Raw genomic sequence first — 25,722 nt, 5'->3', positions numbered from 1 at the left:
AATCGGTTAAGTTTGACCTAAAAGCGTCCGGCCCCCATAAAAGTGAGGTGGTATGATTAGAAGGCCCTATTTCAAGGAGTTCCACGCTGAAAGTATTGATTGATTTTGTCAAAAAGTCTGAAGAAATGCTTTAATCGCTGGACGTAATTGAGAAAGCAGGCTAACTTGATGCAAAGCTCCACCGTTCGTGGGGGTCTGTCGAACCTTGAAAACCGCATTATTTCGTCAACCCTAGAGAATCAATTGGTATATAAGGGTTATAGCCTTTTTTGAAGGTACCTTATTGCTACTGATTCTCAGTTATGAGCCCCTAATTTAGACCCCCGCGAAAACGGGTTCTAGAAGCCTTGATATATATAGTTTCCAGAAGGTAGGGGTTCAGATTCCATTACCCCGAAAGGGGACGGAAACTTTTTACCGTAACCACTGAATCGCACGTTCAGGTTCAGATTCCATTACCCCGAAAGGGGACGGAAACTGTCCAATTTATCCCTCTGTTTCTCTTCCCATGCTTGTTCAGATTCCATTACCCCGAAAGGGGACGGAAACCAGCCTGAGAAACATCCTGTCCGTTGGACTGGTTGTGTTCAGATTCCATTACCCCGAAAGGGGACGGAAACTTGCTTCTTCTTGGCATTGTTTGGCAGTTTTCTCACAGTTCAGATTCCATTACCCCGAAAGGGGACGGAAACCTGAGCGTAAGAACGCCCGAGGTTTCAGTGTTGAATAGTTCAGATTCCATTACCCCGAAAGGGGACGGAAACTATAAGTTCGGTCTCATGCCAACTTGTACTCCAACAATGTTCAGATTCCATTACCCCGAAAGGGGACGGAAACATCTCGTTTCTCCATCAAACGGTTGTACCACAGTCGGGTTCAGATTCCATTACCCCGAAAGGGGACGGAAACTCTTATCAGGGTCCCTCCAGCAACTTGGTCCAAGGGTTCAGATTCCATTACCCCGAAAGGGGACGGAAACGATAGAAGTGCCCCCTCACACTTATCATTATATCAGTTCAGATTCCATTACCCCGAAAGGGGACGGAAACACATGAAGGGCAACAAGTTTGCCTCCAATTTTACGGTTCAGATTCCATTACCCCGAAAGGGGACGGAAACGTGCGCCACCCCCCAAGCATAGTCCGTTGTGCTAGGGTTCAGATTCCATTACCCCGAAAGGGGACGGAAACCGTCTATTAAAACGGTAAGATTACTGCAGTTCTCATCTGTTCAGATTCCATTACCCCGAAAGGGGACGGAAACCGCTCGGAGGACAGGTGGGGCCTGTCGATCCATCCGTTCAGATTCCATTACCCCGAAAGGGGACGGAAACTTACCTGAAGATCGAACATTTTAAGATCTTCTCGTTCAGATTCCATTACCCCGAAAGGGGACGGAAACCCGGAGTGCCCTTCCATCTGCAATCACGTCTATACGTTCAGATTCCATTACCCCGAAAGGGGACGGAAACTTTTGGCGTCTTCGTCAGTTACTAGATGACTAGTCGTTCAGATTCCATTACCCCGAAAGGGGACGGAAACAAGGTGACTTGGTTAGAGCTTGCTGCAGCTGCTTCAGTTCAGATTCCATTACCCCGAAAGGGGACGGAAACCAGGTTGCCGATAATCTGCTCTTCGAGTACTGTGGTTCAGATTCCATTACCCCGAAAGGGGACGGAAACTCGAGCGCTTGAACGCCTTCAACCTTTACCTTTGCAATGTTCAGATTCCATTACCCCGAAAGGGGACGGAAACCGGTCAACATCCAGAACCAGCTTCACTGTTTCTAGGGTTCAGATTCCATTACCCCGAAAGGGGACGGAAACTGTTATGGCAGCTTGATAGAGCTCTCTGACATATTTTAGTTCAGATTCCATTACCCCGAAAGGGGACGGAAACTCAACAAGAATCTCTCGCGAGACTATTACATATTCAAAGTTCAGATTCCATTACCCCGAAAGGGGACGGAAACATTCACTACTTGTTATTCCCGGACGAAACTACGTGTTCAGATTCCATTACCCCGAAAGGGGACGGAAACACCACCGTGATACGAGTTTGATCGATACCGTTTTGTTCAGATTCCATTACCCCGAAAGGGGACGGAAACAGTTTCTGCCACCCAAGCCGCCAGATCCGTCTGCAGTTCAGATTCCATTACCCCGAAAGGGGACGGAAACTCGTTTCGAAGGACAGACTTAGTGCAGTATTTAAGGTTCAGATTCCATTACCCCTCTAAACATACAAGGGGATGGAAGCTTAGCGTCGGCAATAAGGATTATAGAAGTTAGAAGCTAATCATCTCAGCAATGTCCAGCGAGCACTAACAGACAGTCTTCTCATAATCTGCTTCAAATCTGCTAATGTACTTTTAATACTTGCTTTCGATAATAATCACCTTAATTACCAAAGTGAATCTCAGTATACAAAACAGTCAGATATCGTCTCACTGCCTCCTCCAGCGGTTTAGCCCCTAGCTCTATAGCAATGTCTAACGCCTGCTGTAGCATTTCCCGAGCCTCTGAGAACCGCTTTAGCTTTATCAACGTTTCTCCCAGATTCGCCAAGGTTAGCCCCTGACCCCAACGGTCACCACTTTTTCGCAACACCACCAACGCCTCCTGATAGTGCGTAACGGCCTCGCCATAGTACCCCAACTCACTTGCAGCATTTGCCAAATTCACCAAACCAGGAGCCACCTCCAACCCCAACTGTCGAGAAAGCTCAATATCTTGTCGATGGTAGTCCATCGCCTTAGTATACTCGTGACGTTCATCGTAAACACTACCAATATTTCCCAACGCCGCCGCCTCAGCTGCCCGGTCTCCCAACTGTCGTGCCATCCCCAAACATTGATGATGACAGTCCAGCGCCCGATCCAGATCCCCTAGCTGCCGGTACGTATTACCTATCCCTTCAAAGGCTCGACCCTGACCCGCAATATCCGATAGGGTCTTTGCCAGCCCTAAATGTCGTTGATAGTATTCCAACGCCTGTTGATAATTACCCAACGTATGAGAAGCATTTCCCAAATAACCCAGGGCATTTGCCTCACCCTGTCGATCACCCATATCACAGGCTATTTCCAGACCCTGCTGTAAAAACTCCACCGCCTGGCGACTGTCTCCCCAATGACGATAAACATTGCCCATATCACTGAGCGTTTGACCTTCACGGACACGGTCACCTAGTTGCCGAGCAACTTCCAACTGCCGTTCCAGACCGGCCATAGCGTCAGCATACTGTCCTAAAACCAGCGCAATCTTACCCAGATTACCCGCAGCCAACCCTTCTCCAGCTAAATCACTAATCTCCTGGCTAAGCGTCAGCTGCTGTTGATAGCAACTAAGAGCGCCTGAATAGTTAGCCAGGGCACTATGCACATTACCTAAATTTCCATAGGCATGGGTTATCCCCTGACGATGTCCAATTTGCTGAGCAATTGCCAGATGTTGCTGATGACAGCCAAGCGCATTACCATAGTCACCCAAAACACAGTAAACATTGCCTAACCCACTGAGAGCATTTCCCTCACCAGCCAGATCCCCCATCTCCTTGGTCAATACTAGCTGTTGCTCAAAATAGTCTGCCGCCACAGCATAATTTCCTGAAGCATAATAAGCACTACCCAAACCGCCAAGGGCATTGCTCTCACCCTGACGATTACCAATTTGCCGAGCCAGGTTTAAATGCTGCTGGTGATGGTCTATCGCCTGCTGGTACTGACCCAGAGAGAAATATACACTACCAAGATTGCCAAGGGCAGCCCCTTCATTTTCTCTGTCGTTCTGTTGACGGGAGAGTTTATAATGCTGTTGATGATAGTCTAGGGCTTTAGCATAGTCTCCTATCGATTCGTAGGCATTACCCAAACTACCCACAGCAATACCTACACCATGGAGCTCATTCGCAGCAACTGCAATCTCTAACCATTGCTCAAAAAACTGAATCGCCTTAGGATAATCACTCAGAGCATAGAAAACACCCCCTAACCCACAGATTGCAAACCCTTTATCCAGGTCAGTACCACCACTTTTATCGAGAATCTTTAAACTACGTTTAAAGTGTTGAATCGCCAGGGAGTAGTTACCCAGAGACTGATAAGCAGCCCCTAGAAAATTGTTAATTGCACTGTTCCATTTAGGATGTACATGGTCAACCAGCTGAGAATATAGCTTAATTTGTTCTTGATAATGCCCCCACAGCTTGAGCTGATAATGGAGACGTTCTTTTGTAGGCGTATTGAGCCGCGTCGAGATTAGCGTAAAGGCCCGGTTCCATTCTTCGATGGTACATAGATGATGAAACGCCTCCAAATAGCCTTTAACCTGCTCTAATTGGGTCGCGTCAGCAGCCGGTTGATAACGGGTCAGCCAGTTAATAATGGCACGGCAGTGGGTGCGCCGAATACAGGATGAAACCTCTGATAGGCCAGAGGGGAAAATGCCTAGCTGAGTTAGGATAGCCTGGGCTGGTGGTGTGATCAGGACCATTCTGGAAAAAGGGAGCAGGGGAGAGAATCGTATTGAGATTCAAATCCTGGGCTACAAAACTACACTATTTATCTTCCATCCTCCGCCATCCCTCCTCCCTCTTTCGTCGTCTCTTGTGTCAGTAAGGCCACCAAAATACAAAACAGTTCCTGTAGATCAGTTGGCACCCGATACAACGCTAAATCTTGCTGCATGAGCTTTTGGGCTCTATGGAAACAACCAAACTGCCATACATCACCAGTAGAAATTATCCCGTAAAGACTGGGTATCTCACTATCAATCCACTGATCCAGTGCAATTAACTCTACTGCCAGTTGAGTGAACCCACGAGCTAAATCTGCATTTTTCGCCTCAATCACCAATAGCCCTGCTTGAGACTGCAAATAATAATCTAAGACTCCCTTTAACTGCTCCGAGACATTGATAGCATACTCAATTCTCAACTGTGCCTGAGTATAGTCAATCAATGATAAAACAACAGGAGCAATCAACGTTTCCCGACGAGCGGCTTCACTAGTTAGACTAATATAGGGTAGCCGACGCTGAATCGTTTGTTTTAAGGTTTCAACAGGTTCTAAATCAATCTCAGTGCGGGGTAAAGCCAGCTCCAGCCGTTGTAGAGATACACCAAATTCTGCCAGAATTTCATCCGGCTCGTAGGTCATCTCAAAGTAACTTCGAAATGTATAGGATTTTCCACTTTGTAAGATGCCGGATTTAGCCATGGCAATATCGTTACAGAGTATGGCTGACTGCACTAAGTTTAATGATAGCCCCCTAAACGATAAATGCAGAAGTAGGAATAATGAACTAAATCATAAGCCCAGTTCTTCACCCTCCTTTTTCTTGAAGCTCAACATCTATTAACCCCGAAGAATCAAAAACTCTTTTCCTTCAAACCATCTTTTGCAACGCCATGGCCAATACCTTTTGTAAATCCAAACATTTTTCCACCAGTGGCCTCATAGCCTCATTAGACAAATCTAACGCTGACTGACAAAAATGCCAGGCTTGCTTTATCTCACCCTGCTCCTGATACACCAGTGCAAAACAATACAACACCATCATCCGTAACAGTCGTTGTTCGTCTTCAGCTTCATCTAACAGTTCCACTACCGTCAATAGCTCCTGATAGTGATCAATCGCCGCTTCCAGTCGCCCCAAGCTTCGACAACTTGCCCCTAAATTCAGCAATAGCACTGCCCTGTCCAACGGCTCACTAACAAATTCCCTTGCCAGCAGTTGATAGCGCATTGCCTGTTCCGTATCCTGCCGCCGTCGTTGTAGCCCTTCCAACTGCAAAATTGCCATCTGCCGTCCCTCCCGGTCCTCAATTTCACTTGCCAGCACCAACGTCTGCTCCAGACAAGCAATCGCCTTATCATCCTTTGTCAATGCCTGATACACCAGGCCCAAATTACCCAAAGCCCGACATTCCCCCAGCCGATGCCCAATAGACTGAGCAATTGTCACCGCCTGACTTAGCACCGTCAGAGCCTGAGCCAATTCTCCTTGTACCAGATAGGTGCTACCCATACTGCAATAACCATCGCCCTCACCCTGGCGATCGGAACTTGAGCGAGCAACTTCAACTCGTCGCTGAGCTGCATCCAGAGCTAGCTCATAAGCTTCAATCGAACGATATGCATTGCTCAACCCACCCAAAGCAACCCCAACTAAACGCGGCTGGCCCGACATCTCGGCCAAGTCAAACTGCTGCTGGTAGCAATCAATTGCCCGCTCAAAATTCTTTAGAGAAAGATACGCATTCCCCAAACTACCCAACGCCGCTACCCTGGCCTCCTCACTTCCTAAAACCCTTGCCAGAGTAAGCGCCTGATAGTGATATTCAATCGCCCGGTCAAAATTTCCCCAGACATCTTCCAGATTGCCCAGCCCACTCAAGCAAGCCAGATCCACAGCGCTATCAATCTGGTGAAACAGCGTCCTATAAACCCTCTGCTGTTGACGATAATATCCCCACACAAATAGCTGCTTATGCAGTTCCTGATGATTGGATACTTGCGATCTCATAAATGCTAACGAACGAGCATTTTCCCAATCTTCCACCTGACTCAGATGATAAAACGCCTCCAAGTAGCCCGTCACCTGAGCCAGATTACTCTCATCAACAGGACGGTAACGCCTGAGCCAATTCCTTACCGCCTTATATTCAGCCAGTTGATAGGCATGTAAACAAGAACGACGAGTTGCGATCGTCGCCTCAATTTGCTCGTAGATAGAGAGACCCATAATCTCTAGAATCCTTGTATCAAAGCAATAGCATGATGTGGTCAGCGTACTTAGCAGATTCTAACAATGAGCCCATACTTATTCTCGCTCACTATTAGCTTTTATCGATATCAAACCCTTTAGACTGAGCCAGAAACACCTGATTGATTCCCCTCACCGTCGCGATCTCTTTTTCTACTGAGTCAAGACGTCGCTCTAACTCTTTAAGTAGAATATTAGTATTGTTACTCAGTGATTTGTAGTCGCGCTTGAGATGATTAATATCGCGCTCTAACCCATAGCTGTGACGAACCCTAGCAACAAAGAAGCCAATCACACCGGCTGCCGTTGAAAACACTGTAATTGCTAACGGTAGATTTTCTATCAAAAAATTGTTCATGATGACTAAACGTAAAGGGCGACCTTGGGTCGCCCTTTTTCCATGGGAGTTTCAAGGAATCAACTATGCCGCCTGTTCTTTGGCTTTGCTGGGGTGGACAAACCCAATTGAACAAATGCTGGCAGTTCCCTTGTTGTCTATCTCAGACGTACAAGCTGGATAAACAACCGCCATCGGCGGAATACCTGATACATCATCTGTGAGCTTCCATCCTTCATGGGGTTGGCAGCTCTCGATTTTACAGGCTTCCGAGCAGATGACGTTCCCACTGTTAACCTCTAGAATGCCCCATTTGCAGTCACCGACTGGCCTGTCTTGCGAGTGAATCAAGACATACTGATCATAGGGCAGCTTTTCAAGCCACTGGCTAAAGTCGAGCGTCAATAGGTAGCCCGGTTTCTGCAGGGTGACCATGCCATTCACAACAGGTCTAATCATGAGCTATGCCCCCTTAAAGGGTATCGGGTACATCTTCACCGTCACCGCCACTGTCACCCGCTGGAGGTTCTGCGGGCGGTTGGGTGTCAGACTCAGCATTCACCTGGTCTAAGGATGTTGGCAATACACAGTTCACCTGCAACCGTTGCTGAAAGGCATTAACGCCTGCTTGAACCGCATTGTAGATATCGGTCACCGCTTCACAACGAATGGCATCCGCATCCAAGCCCAGTGAGTCGAGATCAATGTTTTCAAGCTGACCTTGCAAGTCTGCAATCTGCTGCCCTTGGGTGGCTTGAGTCGTTTGGATAGTGGTCTGGTTTGTCTGCAAGTTGGTGATCTGATCACCATGCTGATTAATTTGTTGTTGCTGGCTGTTATAAATGCTTTCTAGGGCATCCAGGCGATCCTTAACCTGTTGCAGGTCATTAACACCGTCACCATCCTGGTCTTGCAGCGATTCAATCAGATTTTGTAACTGTTGAACCTGAGCGGTAAAGCCTTCCTGATTAACCAGCGTATCTAGAACAGTCTGCATCGCTGCAAATTGTTCTAGAACAAATACCCGGTCTTCGATCCGACCGTCACAGATTGCCGTCTGTAAGGCGTCACCCATCTGGTCGAAGAATTCAGCCATGTAAGCCGGGTTCACACAATCCCCGTCTGGTGTGGTGTAGCCTGTAAAGCCTTGTGCGCCTTCACCGTTTTGAACAGTCACCATAGGTCAAAGTAGCTAAGTTTTCTTGAGAAACAAAAGTGAGCCATAGATCTCTGGCTCAACATGGGTGCGGTAGCCATACCCCCAAGCCTTAGACCGATTGCGGTCACATCGCATTTCTGCGACCAGCTGCGTTGGCTCAGTGACCGCTAGCAGCCCGTCTAGGGGGATATGCCAGCTATAGTGCAAGGAATAGGTGCTCGCACTATAGATCGGGTCTAGCGAGCCTGTTAGGGGTCGTAAACGGCATCGCATCCCCGCGTTTTCCATTCCCGTCATCCAGCCCATCACGACGTAGTGACCCGAGGGAAGCTCAATCCGTCCAGCGCTGGGCAAGGGTGACAGTGTTCCAAAGTCGTTTAAGGGGTGTTCATAGTTGAACGGTCGCTCTAACCAGGTTGCTGGTGGGTAAAAGCTACCGCCACTTTCACCCGCAGGCCGTCTGATTTGAAACGAGGCAACCTGAACACCCAGAGCAGACGTTAGACCGCTCATGGATGGAGCGGGTACCCCTCGATACGACTGGCCATCACGCGACACGTAAAAATTGTCAGTATTTCGATAGGGCAGCGGTAGCAATGGGAGTTCTGAAAACTCGGCACTACTCATGGAAAGTCTATTAGGTCTCCATTAAAGGTAAACGCTCTATCGGGTAACCCGGCTCCAACCCCGAAAAACAACAATCCTCCATCAAACCCTGGAACACGAGGATCTAATACGATGTGTTGTTGCTGTTTGGCCCATAGCTCAATGCGATAATCGGTGATCCACACATGGGGCCAAAACTCAAAATAGTGCTCTAAACCTGTGTAGGGAATCGATAAATGTTGTTGTCCAAAATAAAGTCGTTCGACGTTTTGCACAGGCTCACGAATCGGCCCACCCGTTAGCAAATTGGCCAGGTAACCGGCCCGATGCCAGCCTTTTTGATTGGCAATAGCGCTCGTAACCTTGACCAGTACATCAGCCGATTGATTGAGCTTAAACGCAAATCGATGCCCTTTGTGAGAAAGAAGAGATTTAATCTCTAATCGTCGATACTGATCCGTTAGCCGCGTTAGGGATAGTCCAATCGCTACCCCTACAGGCCTTGTAAATGGCCAGCCTTTTGAGCCCACAGCTTAGTAGTAGCAGCGCTTTAGCGGTCGATAGACACGGATGACAGCCCGGCCAAAGATTTTCTTTTTCGCCAGAGACAGCATGGCATCTTCAGCTTTGTCAGGGTCGCAGTAAAAATGAAACCGCTTAGGTTTGTCTATCTGAGCGGCATTTTTTACGGCAGTCCCGACAGCGGTACTGTAAACCAGCACCAGCTTGACGAGTACGCGCTTGGCCTCAACACCAGAGACAACAATACCGCTACTGGTCGCCCCTGAGGTGGCTTCTGTCGCCGGAGTACCGCCAATGATTTTCTTGACGGTCTTATCCGCGTAAAACCATCTCGCACCACTGATCTGATACGTGTTTTTTCCAACCGTGAAATTGACGTTGATTCGTTCTGTTCCCATGATCTAATCCTCCTAGGGTTTACGTATTCCCTAGCTGATTAGCTTAGGTATTCAGACGCGGACACGGTGAAGGCTCCACCCGTACCGCTCAAGGCCGTTGGTAGGGTCATGGTGATTGACACCAAACCACTTTCAATATCCGTATCAATCTGGACATTATTCAACGGCACATCAGCCGTAGATTGTGCCGCTTCTAACACTTGAAGCTCGCGAGCAACTTCAAGCGCTTGTCCTTCAATACTTGTTGCTGTTGTCGTAATTGCAGCAGCCATAGCCAAAAATCCTTGTTAATAGACAGCGGAGTTTCTCCACCCAAAAGGTTGGCTAAAACGCTTGCAAATCCATCATGTTAAAAACGTGTTTGTCCGTTCGACTATATACCCAAAGGGGTTAACCACGCTTGCTTAAAATAAACCACTGGCCAGCAGATTTGTAGGCACGCAATTGTCCACAGTGACACCGTCGTCTTACGGTTCTTTCGTGAATAAACCATTTTTTAGCGTAGTCAGAAACACTGATTAATTCAAACCCGTCAGGGATTTGGGTTAATCCTGTGATGGTTCTACGTTTGTTGTAAAAAATATCCACCTATACTATGGAGCGAAACTACACTCGAATCATTCATCATGACAATCCCACTCACCAGAGCACAAATACCCGATAGCGCATTCATCAATGGCCTGGAGAGTTTAGCGGCATGGGCGAATGCCGTACTTGAATACATGAACAATGGGGAGACCTATAACGAAGCAGAAGGTATCCGAGTGGATCGCGTGCAACAATCGCTGTTTAGAAACTATGACAAAGAGATTTACATCAGTTATCGGTCTAACCTCAGGTTGCACCCGGACTATAATACAGGCGCGTATGGAACGTTATGGGAAGCCACAAAACCCTATTATTCGGGAACCATACCCAGTGAGTTCTTACAACGTAGCTGATAATGTCGACGTATTTGTCACCGGGGAATACGGCGTCTATCCTAGGCCCTTATACAACAGGCTCACAGGGGAGCGGTATTACGTCGGGGGATCTCAGTGCTAGTCCATCGTCAGGGGGCTTAAGGCTGCAACGGTCTCCAGCCACTGCGCCGAGTCCAGGCTCATTGCCGTATAAAGAGCCTGGACTCAACTTAAAGCGGCAACTCAATCTCAGACGACCATTAAACCTGAAGCCTGCGCCGACTCCTCAACAGGGGCATGGCCTGTCAAATGCATTAAATCGGAGTTTGCAACGGCATCAACACAATTTTTCTCAAAGTGGTAATAGAACCTCAACCAGTGGCCTTAGGGGAACCACACAAGCAGCCCAAAATATAAAGAGCTTTGGGTCTCAAACAAGGAACGTTGCCAGTAATTCAGGGACAGCAACAACCGGCAGTGCTAGAACGGCACACGCGATACAAAACTGGAATGCGGCAAAACGTGCCCGTTTGAATGCGCCACAAGGCACAAACCCTATCCATAGCACGGCGGTTAAAGGGACAACGTTAAGTGCCAGCGCTGCGGGTGGTGGTTCAATCTTGTTTACACCTGTTGCCAGCAATCCAGCAGGTGTTGTGGCAACGTTAGGCACGGCTGCCTTTGGCATTGGTTTATATGCTGGCAATAAAATTTATGAGGGAATGGGCTCGCCTTTTGGTCCAAGTTTAGGAGAGCACTTAAAGGCGGCACTTGGAAAGAACGATCAACAGTTAGAACCCAGTACACACAAATCTAAACCTATCGCTGAAGGGCTCACTCACGATCCTGAAACCTATGGGGAAGCAGGCAAAAAGTATACCGTAACGTATAGAACAAAATCTGATTATGGGCCAGATCATTCTGATGGCCCCCAAGAAAGACCATGGAGAGAATCAAAAACGTTAACGGGTAAAACAGGACCTATCGGAACCGCTGTTTATAGGAATCCGACTTCTCAACCAGAAGGGAAACACTACTTTAAAGGAATTACCGGAGGCAATGCCCATCGTGAACATGGGTTTTATGGCAGCGGTGGCGCTTTGCTAGATATGGGATTTTTAACGGGAACAGGAACTAACAACCGTGATGTTTTTGTAAGCTCTTTAGAAATTTTAGACGTTGTTCCTTTAGATGACAATAATAATCCTTCGGGTAATCCTGTGGAACCTCAGGTGATCAATCCCTCAAAAAGCTGGCCTGATATCAGCGAGTTACCTGATTTTTCTGGCGACACCCAACCGCCCAGCGACATACCGGATACAGCACCACCCGATCCTTTAGACTCAGATGAACAACCCGAACAAACACCGAGCAATCCAGACGTCCTTAAGGGTTTAGATGGTTTGCCACCTGTCAACCCAGTCAATCCAAAGGAAGCTAAAGAGAAAAAGTCGTCTAATGACGATAGCCCTAATCTTCTGCCTGTTCCGTTTATTCTGGGTAGGGTACAGCGCAAAAAGTCTAGACGTGTTACTAGAACAAGCCCTCCACCTAACGTCACTAGCCAAAAGAAGACGACTCCACCGACCACGAAAAAGAATCCTGAGTCTGACTGTCAAACAACGTTGCGAGTCATCAGAGAAAACATAAACAATAAGTGTTGTGAGACTAGCGCGAATAATCTCGAACAATTGCTAGACGAGATACAGGAGATTAAGAAAAAGTTTGAGGTGTCTGGGCTGGGAAGTATTAATATGACTGAGTGTGAAAGCACCTTACCCTATCTCTTGCCATGGACAGGATCTGGACTACATGGGATTTATGCGGCACTAGAGAGACTTTCTGAAGCAACAGAGCGAGTGTGGGAAAAAATCAAATGTCCACCTGAAACAAATGCAGTTCCCATGGTTTGGGAGATGAAAGTTCAGGAGCACAAACAACTGATTGTTTTATGGAAACCAACAACAGGCTCACATGCTAGGTGGTCGATGCATATCCCACACCCGAAATCTATAGTGTCGGAAAACTATACGTTTCATTTTCCTGCCTATAAAAAGGGCCCGGTTAGAGGCTCATTAATTCTGACTGATAACTCTAGGCTAGTCGTGAATGGTGCCTCAGAGGGTGAATGTAGGAAAATCATGAATTACTGTAAAACTCTTATTGATCCTAACTACATGGCTGGAGCAAAAGAGATATTTACGAAAGGCGTGTCAGTCAACAAAGTTGTTGATGTTCAAGCAATCTATATTAAAGCCTTTGCTGGTCATCGTGATCAGGCTCCACTGTGGGTTAAATCCCTCTGACTACCTACCTGATTCCGCAACTAAGCACGACAAATCAAGGGATGTAGTTTTGAGCAGCTACGAAACCATAGGGATTTCGTGAGTGTGACAGTTAAGTGATTCAGACCGTTTTGAGTCTGACGCCCAATCTGACTCAGAAAATATTATTTAATACCTGGAGAATATATAAAACTTAACTAGCATTATATATTCCTATGATTTGCTTTATATTTTTCTATGTTTTATTTTCATGAATGAATTCATCTGAGTTATCCGTTTTGAATGGGTAGTGAATTAGAAGGAAATTAGGCCACTATTTAGGCCACTTCTTCCAGCTGACTTGTGTAGTTATTGATAATAAAGGATTAAATCGACTTCATTAGGTTTTTCGAATTCCCCTGGGGGTATAAAAGAAAAAGGATGTGCCAAAAACTTTATTGGCGCATCCTTTTTCTTTGTTTTGTTTACATATGCAACAAATTATTAATTATTAGGATAAGGGTCATACCATAGCTCCCCTCCCCACATGGATTGCCCCAATTGCACAAGTCCCTCAATTCAAAAGCACAAAGCTAAGTTTAAACGTCGCCATACTTACCATTGTCAAACTTGTCAGAACGTTTTTCATTCCCCAGCCAACAACAAATTCATATTGTGGATAGTGGCCGTTTTAGCGCCCCTTGGATTATCTCCTTGGTGGATCAATAAAACCCTACAAACTATAATTGCTCGCCCAGACACTGGTGAGTCAGCCGATGCCATTGTTGTACTCGGTCGAGGGCCACAATATTCTGAATATAGAACAACTGCAGCTGTGCAACTATGGCAAGAAGAACGGGCTCCGTTGTTTTTTGTCAGCGGCGTCACGGATGCTCCAGTAATCATAGATTTAGCGAAGGATATGGGAATACCCACCGCTAGTATTAGTGGTGAAGCCTGCTCCCGCAGTACGTGGGAAAATGCATTTTATACTGAGATGCTGATGCCGCCCATCGAGACCTCAGCGGATAAACCAAAGATATTACTCGTGACGGACGATCTGCACATTGCACGGGCAACGATGGTTTATCGTAGCTTTGGCTTTGAAGTGGTACCTTATCCGGTCAAGGTTAAGTCTTCGATGTGGCGTCGACATATCTTGAGAGAATTTCTTGCCAAGCTTTACTATGCCAAATCAGGTTGGTTAAATGCCCCAACAGCAGAGCAATACCAAGCGGCTCAAGTAGAGGCAAAGTCTAGAATCCCAGATTGGAATTGTCTAATGACAGAGGAACAAAGGGAACGGTTACCAACGCTTGATCTCTAAAAACAAAATAAGCGGCCCACTAGCTCCCCTGAGGCAGTGGGCGTTTAGGCGCTCTTAAAAGCTACGCTGTTAGGCAAATTGCTCTGTGGTGCGATCGCAAATTGCCATCAGATTTTGCGTTAGATTATGGCAAATATGATGCTCAATCAACTGAACAGGCATCGCCAAAGGTGGCTGAACCATTAGTTCATAGGACAAAATAGTCGCAGTCTGCTCCCCTAAAAGGGCAGGTTGCAAGGTCCACTTACCGATGAACTTCTTAAAGTCACCTTCCACCATCGAAAATCCTATTTCTCGGGGGAAATGCTCCGTCATATCCAAAATGACACGCGCACAAAACTTGAAGTTGAGAAAACATTGAGCCCCAATTTGCTCTAACCGGATACCACCATCAGATCGCGGTAATAAGCGGCTACTAGTCAAATTAGGGACAAAATCTGAAAGCTTTTCATAATCGGTCAAAATTTTCCATACCTGCTCAAGTGAACGTGGAATCGCGACGGATGCCACAATTTTGCGCTGTCGAGGGGCAAACTTTTCAGTTTTGACACTTACTCGCTGACAGGCATCATCACTAAGACGAATCACAGAATCGTCATCCATCGCTGCATCAGAAGTAAACGCTAAAATATCCCGATTCACAGTAAACCAAACCCGTAAAACAGCAGATGTGTAACTAGGTATGTATTCCTAGTAGCTTAACCTATCTATCCTTGATAATTACATCTACAAAAGAAAAACCTTCTTTGAAGAGTGGCTCCGAAAGCTCAAACATTCAACCGCTGCATTAACCCATATATCTCATCTATATATATAGATGGATCTCATATATATATAGATGCTTGGGCTACAACAAAGACTGTCCTTGGTAGAATACCCAGCCAAAGAGCAAGTATCCACCTGCTATCCAAGCAAAACCCTATGTTCTCAACTACAGCATCAATTACATCCGCACCGAAAAACCTACAGGTTATTTATATAGATAATAGATAGTGCCATCTAGATAAATAGCTATCTATTCGACTTCCCCTCTGCATATCTATGGACGTTTCCTTCCCATGTACTCTCCGTATATATGATGCTCAATTTTGTTGTCACTATGTATAGGACATAGGACACATCGATTAGGGCCACATTCCCCACATCAAATCAGCTCTAACCAACAAAGCCCATTACAAAGCATCCGCTCCAGTCAACTCTTCAGCCTTTAAGATGGACAGGTGCAATTATTGCGACAACTGCAATCTGCCTACATCGGAGTAACATCGTGCTGCTGTCAAAAGGATTTGAAGTCGAAATGTATACTGGCCACACCGATGGCACAATCATCGGTCTGTCAGACAAAATTGTTAAATCCCTGAGCGGATTTGTTCGCGAGCCAGATAGTCGTAACGTTGAATACACGACCCCTCCATTGCAGCACTATGATCAGTTACTCTGTGAACTCGTTACGCCCCGGCGACGGTTGAGGCAGTTTCTCAAAACTCTTGACCCCAGCTATACCATTCTTCCTGGGAGCACCTTAGCTACTGGCAATAGCCAGATTTTCTATCGTTCTGATCCGAAAAATCCTTACCATGCCTACATTGAGCAAACCTACGGAACCAATGTAGTTACTGCCAGTATCCATATCAATCTGGGTATTAGCGATCCTGAAGTATTAATGCGAGCTTGTCGGCTCATTCGGGTTGAAGCCCCTTTAATTCTTGCCTTGAGTGCATCGTCCCCTTTCCTCGACAACCAAGTGACCGGCTATCACTCTAGTCGCTGGCATGTATTTCCCCAGACGCCTAGTCATGTCCCTCTCTTTGAGAGCCATGCGCACTTCATTAAATGGACAGAAGAACAGCTCAAACTAGGCACCATGAAAAACGTTCGTCACCTTTGGAACTCTGTACGCCCCAATGGAGACTGCCGCCCCTATAAACTCAATCGCCTCGAAGTTAGAATTTCAGACCTGGTAACTGACCCAATTCACTTATTGGCAATCACAGCTCTCCTAGAATCACGTATTCTCCAACTACAGCAAGATCCAAATTTGGATCCCCTCGTCTCTAGCCAACTGCCTAGTCACAATCGTCATGACGATTTGCTCTCAATTACTGAAGCCAATGAAAAAGCTGTGGCAAAAGCCAGTCTAGATGCAGAGTTACAACATTGGTACGATGGCCAGCCCATTAATACCACTGATTGGATCACACAGATTTATAACGAAGTCCTACCCATTGCGAAAGCTCAAGGTATTGCTTGTTTTCTGACACCTATCAAACAAATCCTAAGGGAAGGCAACCAGGCGCAGAATTGGCTCAAACAAGTAGACACTGGTCTGGATGTTGCTCAAGTAATGGCCCAAACCATTCAAATTATGGAACGTCAGGAGCAAGCGTTACAAAGCGATTTATGTCAGCCAGTTTAGGCCCCAATCCCCCATAATCATCTACCTGGTTCTATAAAAACCTAGAGTTATAGCTTAATAGCCAATCGATTAGTCAATGCTATGGAGCGCTAGCAACATTAGATTTTTCATAGGTCAGGACATAAAAAAATGCCTACGTCCAAGAAGTGAGATCGATTGATTAGTAACTCCTATATAAAGGCGATGCAAAATAGGCATCTGGGTATAAAAAAGCCCAGGAAAAATAATCAATTGCACCACATAGAGTTATGTCAATGCCCAAAATTGTCCTTGTTAACCCAGAAATTCCACCAAATACAGGTAATATTGCCCGCACATGTGCCGCAACGGCCACTGAACTACATTTAGTAGAACCCCTGGGATTTGAACTCAGTGATCGATATCTCAAGCGAGCGGGCTTAGATTACTGGCCTCACGTTAATTTGCAAGTACATCCAGATTTAAATAGTTTTGGGCAATATCAACAGCAAATAGGTGGCCGTCTCATTGGTTTTACGACCAAAAGCACATATAGCTACATAGAGATTAAGTATCAAGAAGACGATTGGCTATTATTTGGTAGCGAGAGTGAAGGACTCCCTCGATCACTGCTAGAGACCTGTGAGCAAACTGCCAAAATCCCCATGCTGCACGATAGCGTCCGTAGTCTTAATCTTTCAGTAAGTGCCGCCATTGGGCTTTTCGAGGCCTTACGACAGCTTAATTACTTATCGTCTCCCACTGCTTAGGTACAGAAATAGAGAGAGAGAGATTGCACATCTAGTTGTCATAGCCAATCAGACTATATATCTATGGGTTCATAGATATATAGAGCTCATTTCAGGGAGAATAACTGCCAAGTCATAGGGAATTTACTGCCAGGTCTAAGAGCTGAAATCTCATATGAGCAAGGTGCGGCAAGGCTCAGAGTGGAGTGTAAAACAACTTCTTCTCCTGTATTGCCCTGCTTCAAGACAGTCATTTCAGATACAAATCAACCATTCCTGCGATAAAAATTTTCTATAGCGCTACAGTCATCACAAAGGTCCAATCCAGATCAAGTTCCCGAAAGAACTGGGAATCCTAGAAAATAAGACTATTGGGAGCATTTATACCTAACAAATCGCGGGCAAGGCTCTTAGGCACACTTTGTGCCGTCAATACTTTCTAAGGTGATATCACTAGAATCGCTTAAACGCTTTTCTACAAAAGGATTCGCAGAATTCCGGAAAGCAGTCCTAACGCCTTATTGAGATAAAAATCCATCGCAAATTCAATTTCATGTTGATTTTGGAGAATACGATGGAACTTGTTTGGTACAGGATTGATCTTTTGATTAAGTCGTGTAAACTTGCCTAAGTTGGGTACGAAAGGTGCTCACTTGCTATGGGCATTTTTGCTCTGTGCACGTGCCTCATCTACCTGATTCAACTTGTAGTCAACGGCCTACTATCGGGCAACTGCATAGGGACAAGTTGGTTTCGAACAGTTGAACGCCGGTCATTTAGGAGGTTATTCCTTGAAACGAGCAAATTTTCAGGAGCCCAAGTCTGAAGTAAGTCATTCATGTTTCTCCGACATGGATACTGTTTCTGAGCAAGCTCCGTCTGGAAACGCTGGCAGATCAAAGTCTGCCGCTATGCTGGGACTTGCACTCTCATTTGGTGCATCTGGAGTTTTATTCGCTGATAGTGAAGCAACTGCAGCGGTTGGATCTTTTGCGATCGCAACGTCAGCAAATTCAAGCGAATCACCCCAGTTGCCATCTATGCTCCACGGCCATTCGGAGCAACCTGTAATGAATGGTCATGCTGTATATCACACGGTTCAACAAGGAGATAGCCTTTGGCAGATTGCCCAAGAGCACCATGTTGAAGTTCAGGATATCAAGCTGGCAAACCGCATATCCCCTGACACAACACTTCAGGTGGGTCAAGTGATTAAGGTTCCCAATGAGGAATCAGTTCAGCCGACCCTAGTTTCTCTACTACCAGGGGCCCAGAAAAATTCGGGTGACCAAGCTCAAGCACCTAATCTAGAGCGTTTGGTAGCAGGTATTTCAAGTGTTGATAGAAATTCCACACAGTCTGAGCTGGTAAACGAGGTTGATGAGCCAGCCGTTGTTGCCTCCGAAGAGTTAACTGGTGATGTCTCTCTACGCTCAGCTGGCATAGTGTCCCATTCTGATGGGTTTCAAGCTGATCTCAAGCAGTTGGCATCTAATAGTCAGGTATCTAGCGATCAATCTACAATGATTGACAGCTCGGCAACTGAATTACAGTCATCCCCAGGCGATGCAGCAAAACTTTTAAATTTTGAAGAAGCCACCGATACGGTATTCAACAGTTATGAAGTTCGTCCTGGTGACACCGTTGAGGATATTGCGCTCTCATTGGGCACAACGTCTGAGAGTCTAGTTGCAACAAATAGCTTAGAAGATCCTGACTTCATTGTGGCAGGAGATACTCTAGATATTCCTGAAGAGGTTGCCAATGAGTTAATCATCTCTGAAGCAGCTTCTTCCATTACACAGTCTTCTCCTGAATTAACGGCATCCTCTTCCCTAAGCGATTTTGATGGAACCCATCTAGGTCGCCTACAGTCAACGGTTGAGAATCGTATTAACGGGTCTTCAACCCTACAGCGCTTACGTGGTGGTCAAGGTGGTTCTGTTATATCCCAGCCCCACCTTGTTAGTGAAGAGATTGAAGACACAATTGAATCCGTCACTGTTGAAGATCCATATACCGCTGACCTCCTGGCTGACGTGAATTCAGCGCAAGAGTTGGTCCCAGAGCTGAGCACACCGTTAGAGTCCGATAATGAAATTGCTTTAAGGCAATCGTTGCCGGCAGCTGATGATGTTGTAGTCAACCCACAGTTTCCTGGGAATCGTTTGGAAGCTAGAGCAACTTCTGATATCAGTTCCACTCAAAATTCTGAATTATTAGCAGCTGCCCCTCTTGATCCAAGCGTTTACGTCTCTCCTTCTAGCCCTGCCACAGGTCAAGTTGTTTCCCCTGAAATGCCTATACTGCCGTCGGCAGATGAGTATCTCCCAGAAACACCTGATTACTTCAACGGCTACATTTGGCCAGCTCGTGGCATCCTGACATCCGGCTATGGTTGGCGCTGGGGCCGTATGCATCGTGGCATTGATATTGCCGGTCCTGTTGGCACTCCAATTGTTTCTGCTGCTGATGGTGTTGTTGAAAGAGCGGGTTGGAATTCTGGCGGTTATGGCAACTTAGTTGACGTTCGTCATGCCGACGGCAGCTTGACTCGTTATGCCCACAACAGCCGCATTACGGTTAGACAAGGCCAGCGGGTGGCTCAGGGTCAGCACATTGCCGACATGGGAAGTACGGGTTATAGCACTGGTCCTCACTTGCATTTCGAGGTTCATCTACCAGACCGTGGCACTGTGAATCCGATGGCAATGCTGCCCAACCGTTAAGACGAATTAGCTAGCGTTAAGATTTTGAGCAAGCCTTGTCTTACCATCAGTAAGACAAGGCTTATCTTTTTACAACGACACGTAGAGCTGACAAACCTTGCCTATCCTGCTTGGAAAAAGACTAGTAAGTGCTGCAATTCTCTACGTAGTTTCTTGACATTTCGTGATAGATTTAATTAGTTGCTGTGTGTAAAGCAACTTGAACTGGCTCAGTAGCTCAGTGGTAGAGCAGGGGACTCATAAGCCCTTGGTCACGTGTTCAAATCACGTCTGAGCCATTTTTATTTTCTTATTTGATATATCGCGGTAGTCTAAAGAGGCTACGCTCACTTGATACACTCTTTGTTAGGGAGTCCCTACCAAGTAAGCCAAACCGATGCTCTGGTTTTCGGGGAATTTAATGTTGTTTACATTCTGCTCTGCGCTTTGAGTAGTCTCCGGTAGCTGAGCAATAGGCCCGTATTGCTGGTATGTTAGTTAACTAGATTTTTGTTGGAGACAAACGGATGAGTACCCCGGTGGAAGGATGCCTGCGTGTTGGTCAGCCTGCTCCTGATTTCACTGCAACAGCCGTAGTTGATCAAGAGTTTAAGACGATTAAACTCTCTGACTACCGTGGTCAGTACGTTGTACTCTTTTTCTATCCACTAGATTTCACCTTTGTTTGCCCTACTGAGATTACAGCTTTTAGTGACCGTTACGATGAATTCACGGCTCTCAATACAGAAGTATTAGGGGCCTCAGTGGATAGTGAGTTTTCTCATTTGGCTTGGATTCAGACAGAGCGTAAAGCGGGTGGCTTGGGAGATTTGTCCTATCCCCTGGTCTCCGATATCAAGAAAGAGCTTAGCGCTGCTTACAATGTACTAGAGCCCGAAGCTGGTGTTGCCCTGCGCGGTTTGTTCATCATTGATAAGGATGGAATTGTGCAGCACTCTACCATCAATAACCTTTCCTTTGGCCGTAGCGTCGATGAAACATTGCGAGTTTTACAAGCAATTCAGCATGTACAATCACACCCTGATGAAGTGTGTCCAGCAGGATGGACGCCAGGCGAAAAAACGATGACGCCTGATCCTGTGAAGTCCAAAGAGTTTTTTGCTTCGATTTAGGTGCATCGTCCAACCGACAGCTAACCGTTTTCATCTCACCTTTTAGGGATCAATGACTGCAGCTTTCAAACTGACCTCCACGGATTTTCGAGGGGTCATTAGTCAGCGTTTTTTTAGGAATTTTTTACCGCTACCTGCATTTAGCAAGTTTCGAGTAGGCCAGATTCTGCCTGATTTTGATCTACCCATGGTGGGGCAAAGAGCGTCTATTAAACTTTCTAGCTATCGCCAAAAATCAGTGGTCGTTCTGGCGTTTACACGTATCTTTACCGAAAAACAGTACTGTCCCTTCTGCTATCCACACATTATGTCGATGGTCGAAACCTACAAAAAGTTTGACCAGCTAGGTGCGGAAGTGCTCATGATCACTAGCACTGACATGCGTCAAAGTAAAACCGTGCACAGGGATCTGGGGCTGGAGATGCCACTTTTAGTGGATTCTAGCTGCAGTATTTTTCGCCAATATGGTACGGGCCAGGCGTTGGGGGCACCTTTACCGGCACAATTTGTAGTAGATCGCTCAGGACGTCTCACATTTCAGCACTTATTTTCATTTGCTCATCCAAACGCAAGCTCAGAGCGTTTGCTGTGGGCTGTCCACAACGCGAGCCATTAGGTTGAAGTTACCAGATTAAAACGGAGAGGGAGGGATTCGAACCCTCGATAGAGCTTACGCCCTATAACTCCTTAGCAGGGAGCCGCTTTCAACCACTCAGCCACCTCTCCAAGGTCAGAGCTGCATTATAACAAGCTATCTTCAGCGGGGTAAAGCCTTCTAGTGCGATTTCTTGTCATAATTCTTGGCAACCGATGTTTAAAGCTACATAGAATCTCCCAAGAAATCGTCCCAATACGATTGGCCCAGTCATCTGCAGTGATTTGGTGGGAGGTAGAATTTCCAAGCAATGTGACGATGTCGCCTTCCGCCAGGCCATGGATATCTGACACATCTAACATCAGTTGATCCATCGTGATAGCACCCACCTGGCAAACAGGCTGATCATCAATCAACACAGTCAGCTGGTTGGATAATTGACGAGGAATACCATCAGCATAACCAATACCTACAACGGCAATGGTCATTGGGCGTTTAGCCACAAAACGATGCCCATAGCTAACGCCAGCACCAGCAGAAATTTTCTTGATATGGGTAATACGCGCTTTAACTTCTAAGGCTGGTTGCAAGTTAAGCAACGACTGTAAATGCGGTGCTGGTGCCAAACCATATAGCCCCAAACCCACGCGCACCATATCGTACTGCAAGGCATCGGCATCGGTGAGGGTAGCTGCTGTATTCGCTAAATGCAGGCGTGCAGGGAGTTGATTATGCATTTCAAGGGTTGCGATCGCACGCTCAAAACGCTCATGCTGACGTCGCATTTCCGTCGGATCCGGTTCATCAGCTGTTGCAAAATGGGAATACATACTTGTTATCTGTAACGCAGGCAGCCCACTAACAAACTCCACAAACTCCAATGCCCGCTGCCAATCAAACCCAAGCCGCGACATCCCCGTATCTAATTTGATATGTACTGGCAAGGGCAAACAAGCATCGCTTAACGCTGTCGCAAACACAAGCGCCTGTTTAGGTGTCACGATTGTAGGTTGCAACTGCCAGCGAGCTAGCGCCCTTACCTCCTCAGCATCATGCAAGGCACCCATCACCAAAATAGGTGCGGTTAAACCCGCTTGCCGTAGTTCAATGCCTTCAGGCACGGTTGCTACACCTAACCATGTCGCCCCTGCCGCCAAAGCAGTCCGAGCCACTGCAATTGCACCATGACCATAGGCATCAGCTTTCACTACAGCCATTAGATCAGTTGTGGGCCGTAATAATGAACGAAACTGGCGCACATTATGGTGGATTGCCTCCAAATTAATCTCCACCCAAGCCCGCGAACATCGCATGGCTGCAACACTTGGGGTATCTTCCCACCTCAGCATGTTGCATCTCCTTTACTGAAAAAGCACACCACGGCCACAGTATCGCAAGAACCAAGGCATTCAAGCGACCTGTGTTAGTATCAAATCACAAGTTTTATATGAACCTCAATGAGCAAGGTTCTAGTCTTAAATGCCTCTTATGAGCCCTTGAACATCACAAGTTGGCGACGTGCCATTGTGCTGATTATTAAGGGCAAGGCCGAAACTGTGGAACATAATGGTCGCTCGATATACGCGAATTTTCCTCTACCCACAGTTATTCGACTGCGTCACTACGTTCGCATTCCCTACAAAGAAATCCCCTTAACTCGTCGGAATCTGCTTTATCGCGATAATCATACCTGCCAATACTGTGGCTATGCAGGTGATGGCCTGACGCTAGACCATGTGATTCCTCGTTCTCGCGGTGGAAAAGAAGTATGGGAAAACATGGTATCAGCATGTGTACGTTGCAACGTCAAAAAAGGTAATCGAACTCCAAAAGAGGCTAGAATGCCTCTGCGGATTACACCGCGTAAGCCCCACAGCAGCCTTTACTTTGAAATTGCTCGCCACACGCGTGGAGATGCCCATCAGGAATGGCGTAAATATGTCATTGGCCTTACCGGTTAATTGACCGAACATTCCCCCACTGCTCTCCTCTGATTTCAACCTAATTCTTTCTGTGAATGGCCTCCCAAGACGCATTGCTTAAATCTTCTAATCACACGAGTTATAGGCCAAACGTGGATTTCAGCGATGGCCCTGCAGCGTCATTACGCCATTTGCTCATTACCCATGCTGGTAGCCGACAGCTGGTTTTAATTCAAGATTTTCCAGATCCCGATGCCCTGTCTTCAGCCTGGGCATATCAATTGATTGCAGCTACTTACGATGTCGATTGCGATATTTTTTATTCAGGTACCCTTAGCCATCAAGAAAATATTGCTTTAGTTAAACTAACTAACCTTCCCGCTAAACGCTGGCCCAGCAAAAAAAAACCGGATTTGTCCCAGTATGCAGGCTATGTATTAGTTGACACCCAGGGCACTACTAGCCAGTTATTAGAACAGGTCAACACCGCAGGAGTACCTCTTTTAGTTGTGATTGACCACCATACGCTCCAGGGTAAAACCAAGGCAGAATTTTCTGATATTCGTCCAGAGGCTCGGGCAACCGCTACGATTTTGACCCAGTATCTCCAGGCAGGGCTGTTAGATCTCGACCGTAGCAATAGCAAACACGTTAAGTGTGCTACGGCCTTAATGCACGGTTTACGTTCAGATACAGGACAATTAATGCAGGCTGCAGAAGCAGACTTTATGGCAGCTGCTTACCTTAGTCAGTATTGCGATGCCCAATTGCTAAGTGCCATTCTCCAAGCCTCCCGCTCTAAACGAGCCATGGATGTCATTGAACGATCGCTGCGTAATCGCAATATTCAAAACAGTGTCTCAATTTCAGGTGTGGGCTACCTGCGATACGAAGACCGTGATGCAATCCCTCAAGCCACAGACTTTCTACTTACCGAAGAAGACGTCCATACAGCCGTCGTCTATGGCATTGTCCACGATGAGGACGATGAACGAGAAGTCGTTATTGGCTCCTTACGCACCAGTAAACTCACCCTTGACCCGGATGAGTTTATTAAAGAAGCCTTTGGACACGACGACCAAGGACGCTTTTTTGGCGGTGGTCGCTCTATGGCGGGAGGGTTTGAAGTACCTGTAGGCTTCTTATCTGGCTTTTATGAAAATGGCGCTTACAATCGATTGAAATGGGAAGTATTTGATGTGCAGATTAAGCAAAAGCTCATGAAATTGATTAACCCAAAAGACGGGGTTATGAATCCAGATTAAATTTACATAGCGCTTAAAAACTGAGCATGGCTGATCCTCAGGATGGTTTTATCTGTCAAATTTAGGCTGTTAGAAAGTTTTACCGATCAATCCATCCTCTAAATCAGTAACGGCAAAAAATGGAATTGTCTTCTAAATATGCAACTCAGGTGTACTTTATTCGCCATGGCATTGCAGCCGAACGAGGTACCTATGTTGATGACCATCAGCGCCCTTTAGTTGATAAAGGCATTCAGAAAACCCAGAAGATTGCTCAAAGACTTGTGAGCCTTGGGTTGCATTTTGACATGTTGCTCACCAGTCCGTTGGTACGGGCAGTCCAAACGGCAAAGATCCTATGTGAAGCAAAGCTTGCCTTGGACTATCAGCTATTTCCTCCACTGGCTCCCGAGGGCTGTTTACAAAATTGGTTAAGTTGGTTGGAAAGTTGGCAGTCAGAGGTTCCTAAGAGCCTGGCACTAGTTGGCCACGAACCGGACCTTAGCCAATGGGCGCAGCAATTGGTTCAAGGAAATAGCAATGATCGCTGGGTCTTTAAAAAAGCAGGTATCATCGGACTGACCTTGCCTGATGCACAAAGCGCCATTGGCAATAGTCAGCTATTTTGGCTAGCTCCACCTCGCCTAATTTTGTAATGAGCAGACGATTACTCTGTGGCGTAAGTTTGTTTACTATCAAATGTGTATGAGTCGATG

General features: G+C 46.4%; 24 protein-coding genes, 2 tRNA genes and 1 CRISPR repeat array. Of the genes, 12 read left to right on the top strand and 14 right to left on the bottom strand.

Going from position 1 to position 25,722, the window contains the following annotated elements:
* Positions 1–376: 376 nt before the first annotated feature.
* Positions 377–2,179: direct repeats of the CRISPR family, unit length 35 nt; unit sequence GTTCAGATTCCATTACCCCGAAAGGGGACGGAAAC.
* Positions 2,180–2,398: 219 nt separating this feature from the next.
* The 10 genes from U2F10_RS25820 to U2F10_RS25775 all read right to left on the bottom strand — a co-directional run bounded on the left by U2F10_RS25820 (position 2,399) and on the right by U2F10_RS25775 (position 10,060).
* Positions 2,399–4,492 carry a tetratricopeptide repeat protein gene (locus U2F10_RS25820; RefSeq protein ID WP_499873690.1) on the bottom strand — a complete coding sequence of 698 codons (2,094 nt, stop codon included), beginning with the start codon at positions 4,490–4,492 and terminating at the stop codon, positions 2,399–2,401.
* Between the two features lie 68 nt (positions 4,493–4,560).
* A complete protein-coding gene (locus U2F10_RS25815) occupies positions 4,561–5,217 on the bottom strand; it encodes a hypothetical protein (protein WP_499873689.1) in 657 nt (218 codons plus the stop codon).
* Between the two features lie 169 nt (positions 5,218–5,386).
* Positions 5,387–6,745 (bottom strand): tetratricopeptide repeat protein, encoded by a 1,359-nt coding sequence (locus U2F10_RS25810; RefSeq protein ID WP_499873687.1) that lies wholly within the window; start codon positions 6,743–6,745, stop codon positions 5,387–5,389.
* 94 nt (positions 6,746–6,839) lie between these two features.
* The gene (locus U2F10_RS25805; protein ID WP_499873686.1) at positions 6,840–7,124 is read right to left on the bottom strand and encodes a hypothetical protein; all 285 of its coding nucleotides are present in this window, start codon (positions 7,122–7,124) and stop codon (positions 6,840–6,842) included.
* Between the two features lie 63 nt (positions 7,125–7,187).
* Entirely contained in the window at positions 7,188–7,562 is a 375-nt protein-coding gene (locus tag U2F10_RS25800; RefSeq protein ID WP_499873685.1) for a hypothetical protein, read from the bottom strand.
* A gap of 13 nt (positions 7,563–7,575) precedes the next feature.
* A complete protein-coding gene (locus tag U2F10_RS25795; RefSeq protein WP_499873684.1) occupies positions 7,576–8,283 on the bottom strand; it encodes a hypothetical protein in 708 nt (235 codons plus the stop codon).
* Positions 8,284–8,295: 12 nt separating this feature from the next.
* Positions 8,296–8,889, bottom strand: a complete 594-nt coding sequence (locus U2F10_RS25790; RefSeq protein WP_499873682.1) for a hypothetical protein — start codon at positions 8,887–8,889, stop codon at positions 8,296–8,298.
* On the bottom strand, positions 8,886–9,398 hold the full coding sequence (locus U2F10_RS25785) for a hypothetical protein (protein WP_499873681.1): 513 nt from the start codon (positions 9,396–9,398) through the stop codon (positions 8,886–8,888). Before U2F10_RS25785 ends, U2F10_RS25790 begins: the two co-directional genes overlap by 4 nt.
* 3 nt (positions 9,399–9,401) lie before the next feature.
* Positions 9,402–9,788 (bottom strand): hypothetical protein, encoded by a 387-nt coding sequence (locus U2F10_RS25780; RefSeq protein WP_499060659.1) that lies wholly within the window; start codon positions 9,786–9,788, stop codon positions 9,402–9,404.
* Between the two features lie 38 nt (positions 9,789–9,826).
* Positions 9,827–10,060 carry a hypothetical protein gene (locus U2F10_RS25775; protein WP_499873679.1) on the bottom strand — a complete coding sequence of 78 codons (234 nt, stop codon included), beginning with the start codon at positions 10,058–10,060 and terminating at the stop codon, positions 9,827–9,829.
* Between the two features lie 354 nt (positions 10,061–10,414).
* On the opposite strand from U2F10_RS25775, the gene U2F10_RS25770 reads away from it, so the two are divergent.
* Positions 10,415–10,729 carry a hypothetical protein gene (locus U2F10_RS25770; protein ID WP_499873678.1) on the top strand — a complete coding sequence of 105 codons (315 nt, stop codon included), beginning with the start codon at positions 10,415–10,417 and terminating at the stop codon, positions 10,727–10,729.
* A gap of 391 nt (positions 10,730–11,120) precedes the next feature.
* Here U2F10_RS25770 and U2F10_RS25765 read toward each other — a convergent pair whose 3' ends face one another.
* Positions 11,121–11,378: a hypothetical protein gene (locus tag U2F10_RS25765; RefSeq protein ID WP_499873677.1), complete on the bottom strand. Its 258-nt coding sequence runs from the start codon at positions 11,376–11,378 to the stop codon at positions 11,121–11,123.
* On the opposite strand from U2F10_RS25765, the gene U2F10_RS25760 reads away from it, so the two are divergent.
* On the top strand, positions 11,347–12,996 hold the full coding sequence (locus U2F10_RS25760; protein WP_499873676.1) for a hypothetical protein: 1,650 nt from the start codon (positions 11,347–11,349) through the stop codon (positions 12,994–12,996). The genes U2F10_RS25765 and U2F10_RS25760 overlap by 32 nt on opposite strands.
* Positions 12,997–13,636: 640 nt before the next feature.
* On the top strand, positions 13,637–14,281 hold the full coding sequence (locus tag U2F10_RS25755) for a YdcF family protein (protein WP_348917892.1): 645 nt from the start codon (positions 13,637–13,639) through the stop codon (positions 14,279–14,281).
* A gap of 69 nt (positions 14,282–14,350) precedes the next feature.
* Here U2F10_RS25755 and U2F10_RS25750 read toward each other — a convergent pair whose 3' ends face one another.
* Positions 14,351–14,923, bottom strand: coding sequence for an SRPBCC family protein (locus U2F10_RS25750; RefSeq protein ID WP_163703001.1), 573 nt, complete (start codon positions 14,921–14,923; stop codon positions 14,351–14,353).
* Positions 14,924–15,548: 625 nt separating this feature from the next.
* Here U2F10_RS25750 and gshA point away from each other — a divergent pair.
* The 6 genes from gshA (at position 15,549) to U2F10_RS25720 (ending at position 21,861) form a co-directional block, all read left to right on the top strand.
* Positions 15,549–16,697, top strand: a complete 1,149-nt coding sequence (gene gshA, locus U2F10_RS25745; protein ID WP_163661216.1) for a glutamate--cysteine ligase — start codon at positions 15,549–15,551, stop codon at positions 16,695–16,697.
* A 254-nt stretch (positions 16,698–16,951) separates the two neighbouring features.
* Positions 16,952–17,425 carry a tRNA (cytidine(34)-2'-O)-methyltransferase gene (locus U2F10_RS25740; protein WP_163661743.1) on the top strand — a complete coding sequence of 158 codons (474 nt, stop codon included), beginning with the start codon at positions 16,952–16,954 and terminating at the stop codon, positions 17,423–17,425.
* Positions 17,426–18,255: 830 nt separating this feature from the next.
* Positions 18,256–20,133: a peptidoglycan DD-metalloendopeptidase family protein gene (locus tag U2F10_RS25735; RefSeq protein ID WP_499873675.1), complete on the top strand. Its 1,878-nt coding sequence runs from the start codon at positions 18,256–18,258 to the stop codon at positions 20,131–20,133.
* 206 nt (positions 20,134–20,339) lie between these two features.
* Positions 20,340–20,411: transfer RNA gene (locus U2F10_RS25730), tRNA-Met, on the top strand.
* A 228-nt stretch (positions 20,412–20,639) separates the two neighbouring features.
* On the top strand, positions 20,640–21,245 hold the full coding sequence (locus U2F10_RS25725; protein ID WP_163661220.1) for a peroxiredoxin: 606 nt from the start codon (positions 20,640–20,642) through the stop codon (positions 21,243–21,245).
* A 52-nt stretch (positions 21,246–21,297) separates the two neighbouring features.
* Positions 21,298–21,861 (top strand): peroxiredoxin family protein, encoded by a 564-nt coding sequence (locus tag U2F10_RS25720; protein ID WP_499873674.1) that lies wholly within the window; start codon positions 21,298–21,300, stop codon positions 21,859–21,861.
* 21 nt (positions 21,862–21,882) lie between these two features.
* Here the strand turns inward: U2F10_RS25720 and U2F10_RS25715 are convergent.
* A tRNA-Ser gene (locus U2F10_RS25715) sits at positions 21,883–21,971 on the bottom strand.
* Between the two features lie 15 nt (positions 21,972–21,986).
* Positions 21,987–23,189 (bottom strand): alanine racemase, encoded by a 1,203-nt coding sequence (gene alr / locus U2F10_RS25710; protein ID WP_499873673.1) that lies wholly within the window; start codon positions 23,187–23,189, stop codon positions 21,987–21,989.
* A gap of 108 nt (positions 23,190–23,297) precedes the next feature.
* Between alr and U2F10_RS25705 the strand changes: the two genes are divergently transcribed.
* From U2F10_RS25705 to sixA, 3 genes are all read left to right on the top strand, one after another.
* A complete protein-coding gene (locus U2F10_RS25705; protein WP_163661226.1) occupies positions 23,298–23,801 on the top strand; it encodes an HNH endonuclease in 504 nt (167 codons plus the stop codon).
* 56 nt (positions 23,802–23,857) lie between these two features.
* A complete protein-coding gene (locus U2F10_RS25700; protein WP_490793095.1) occupies positions 23,858–25,027 on the top strand; it encodes a DHH family phosphoesterase in 1,170 nt (389 codons plus the stop codon).
* Positions 25,028–25,146: 119 nt separating this feature from the next.
* A complete protein-coding gene (sixA, locus tag U2F10_RS25695) occupies positions 25,147–25,662 on the top strand; it encodes a phosphohistidine phosphatase SixA (protein ID WP_490793094.1) in 516 nt (171 codons plus the stop codon).
* The last annotated feature ends 60 nt before the right edge of the window (positions 25,663–25,722 follow it).

This window comes from Leptothoe sp. EHU-05/26/07-4 (genome assembly GCF_043421015.1).
Taxonomy (GTDB): Bacteria; Cyanobacteriota; Cyanobacteriia; order Phormidesmidales; family Phormidesmidaceae; genus Leptothoe; species Leptothoe turfae.
The sequence above is the reverse complement of the archived record's forward strand: the minus strand, read 5'-3'. Positions and strand labels throughout refer to the sequence as shown.

What these genes read in the sequence shown, in the direction of transcription:
- U2F10_RS25820 (WP_499873690.1), bottom strand. Translation starts at nt 4,492, where the DNA reads ATGGTCCTGATCACACCACCAGCCCAGGCTATCCTAACTCAGCTAGGC.
- U2F10_RS25815 (WP_499873689.1), bottom strand. Translation starts at nt 5,217, where the DNA reads ATGGCTAAATCCGGCATCTTACAAAGTGGAAAATCCTATACATTTCGA.
- U2F10_RS25810 (WP_499873687.1), bottom strand. Translation starts at nt 6,745, where the DNA reads ATGGGTCTCTCTATCTACGAGCAAATTGAGGCGACGATCGCAACTCGT.
- U2F10_RS25805 (WP_499873686.1), bottom strand. Translation starts at nt 7,124, where the DNA reads ATGAACAATTTTTTGATAGAAAATCTACCGTTAGCAATTACAGTGTTT.
- U2F10_RS25800 (WP_499873685.1), bottom strand. Translation starts at nt 7,562, where the DNA reads ATGATTAGACCTGTTGTGAATGGCATGGTCACCCTGCAGAAACCGGGC.
- U2F10_RS25795 (WP_499873684.1), bottom strand. Translation starts at nt 8,283, where the DNA reads ATGGTGACTGTTCAAAACGGTGAAGGCGCACAAGGCTTTACAGGCTAC.
- U2F10_RS25790 (WP_499873682.1), bottom strand. Translation starts at nt 8,889, where the DNA reads ATGAGTAGTGCCGAGTTTTCAGAACTCCCATTGCTACCGCTGCCCTAT.
- U2F10_RS25780 (WP_499060659.1), bottom strand. Translation starts at nt 9,788, where the DNA reads ATGGGAACAGAACGAATCAACGTCAATTTCACGGTTGGAAAAAACACG.
- U2F10_RS25775 (WP_499873679.1), bottom strand. Translation starts at nt 10,060, where the DNA reads ATGGCTGCTGCAATTACGACAACAGCAACAAGTATTGAAGGACAAGCG.
- U2F10_RS25770 (WP_499873678.1), top strand. Translation starts at nt 10,415, where the DNA reads ATGACAATCCCACTCACCAGAGCACAAATACCCGATAGCGCATTCATC.
- U2F10_RS25765 (WP_499873677.1), bottom strand. Translation starts at nt 11,378, where the DNA reads ATGCCAAAGGCAGCCGTGCCTAACGTTGCCACAACACCTGCTGGATTG.
- U2F10_RS25740 (WP_163661743.1), top strand. Translation starts at nt 16,952, where the DNA reads ATGCCCAAAATTGTCCTTGTTAACCCAGAAATTCCACCAAATACAGGT.
- U2F10_RS25735 (WP_499873675.1), top strand. Translation starts at nt 18,256, where the DNA reads ATGGATACTGTTTCTGAGCAAGCTCCGTCTGGAAACGCTGGCAGATCA.
- U2F10_RS25725 (WP_163661220.1), top strand. Translation starts at nt 20,640, where the DNA reads ATGAGTACCCCGGTGGAAGGATGCCTGCGTGTTGGTCAGCCTGCTCCT.
- U2F10_RS25720 (WP_499873674.1), top strand. Translation starts at nt 21,298, where the DNA reads ATGACTGCAGCTTTCAAACTGACCTCCACGGATTTTCGAGGGGTCATT.
- alr (WP_499873673.1), bottom strand. Translation starts at nt 23,189, where the DNA reads ATGCTGAGGTGGGAAGATACCCCAAGTGTTGCAGCCATGCGATGTTCG.
- U2F10_RS25705 (WP_163661226.1), top strand. Translation starts at nt 23,298, where the DNA reads ATGAGCAAGGTTCTAGTCTTAAATGCCTCTTATGAGCCCTTGAACATC.
- U2F10_RS25700 (WP_490793095.1), top strand. Translation starts at nt 23,858, where the DNA reads ATGGCCTCCCAAGACGCATTGCTTAAATCTTCTAATCACACGAGTTAT.
- sixA (WP_490793094.1), top strand. Translation starts at nt 25,147, where the DNA reads ATGGAATTGTCTTCTAAATATGCAACTCAGGTGTACTTTATTCGCCAT.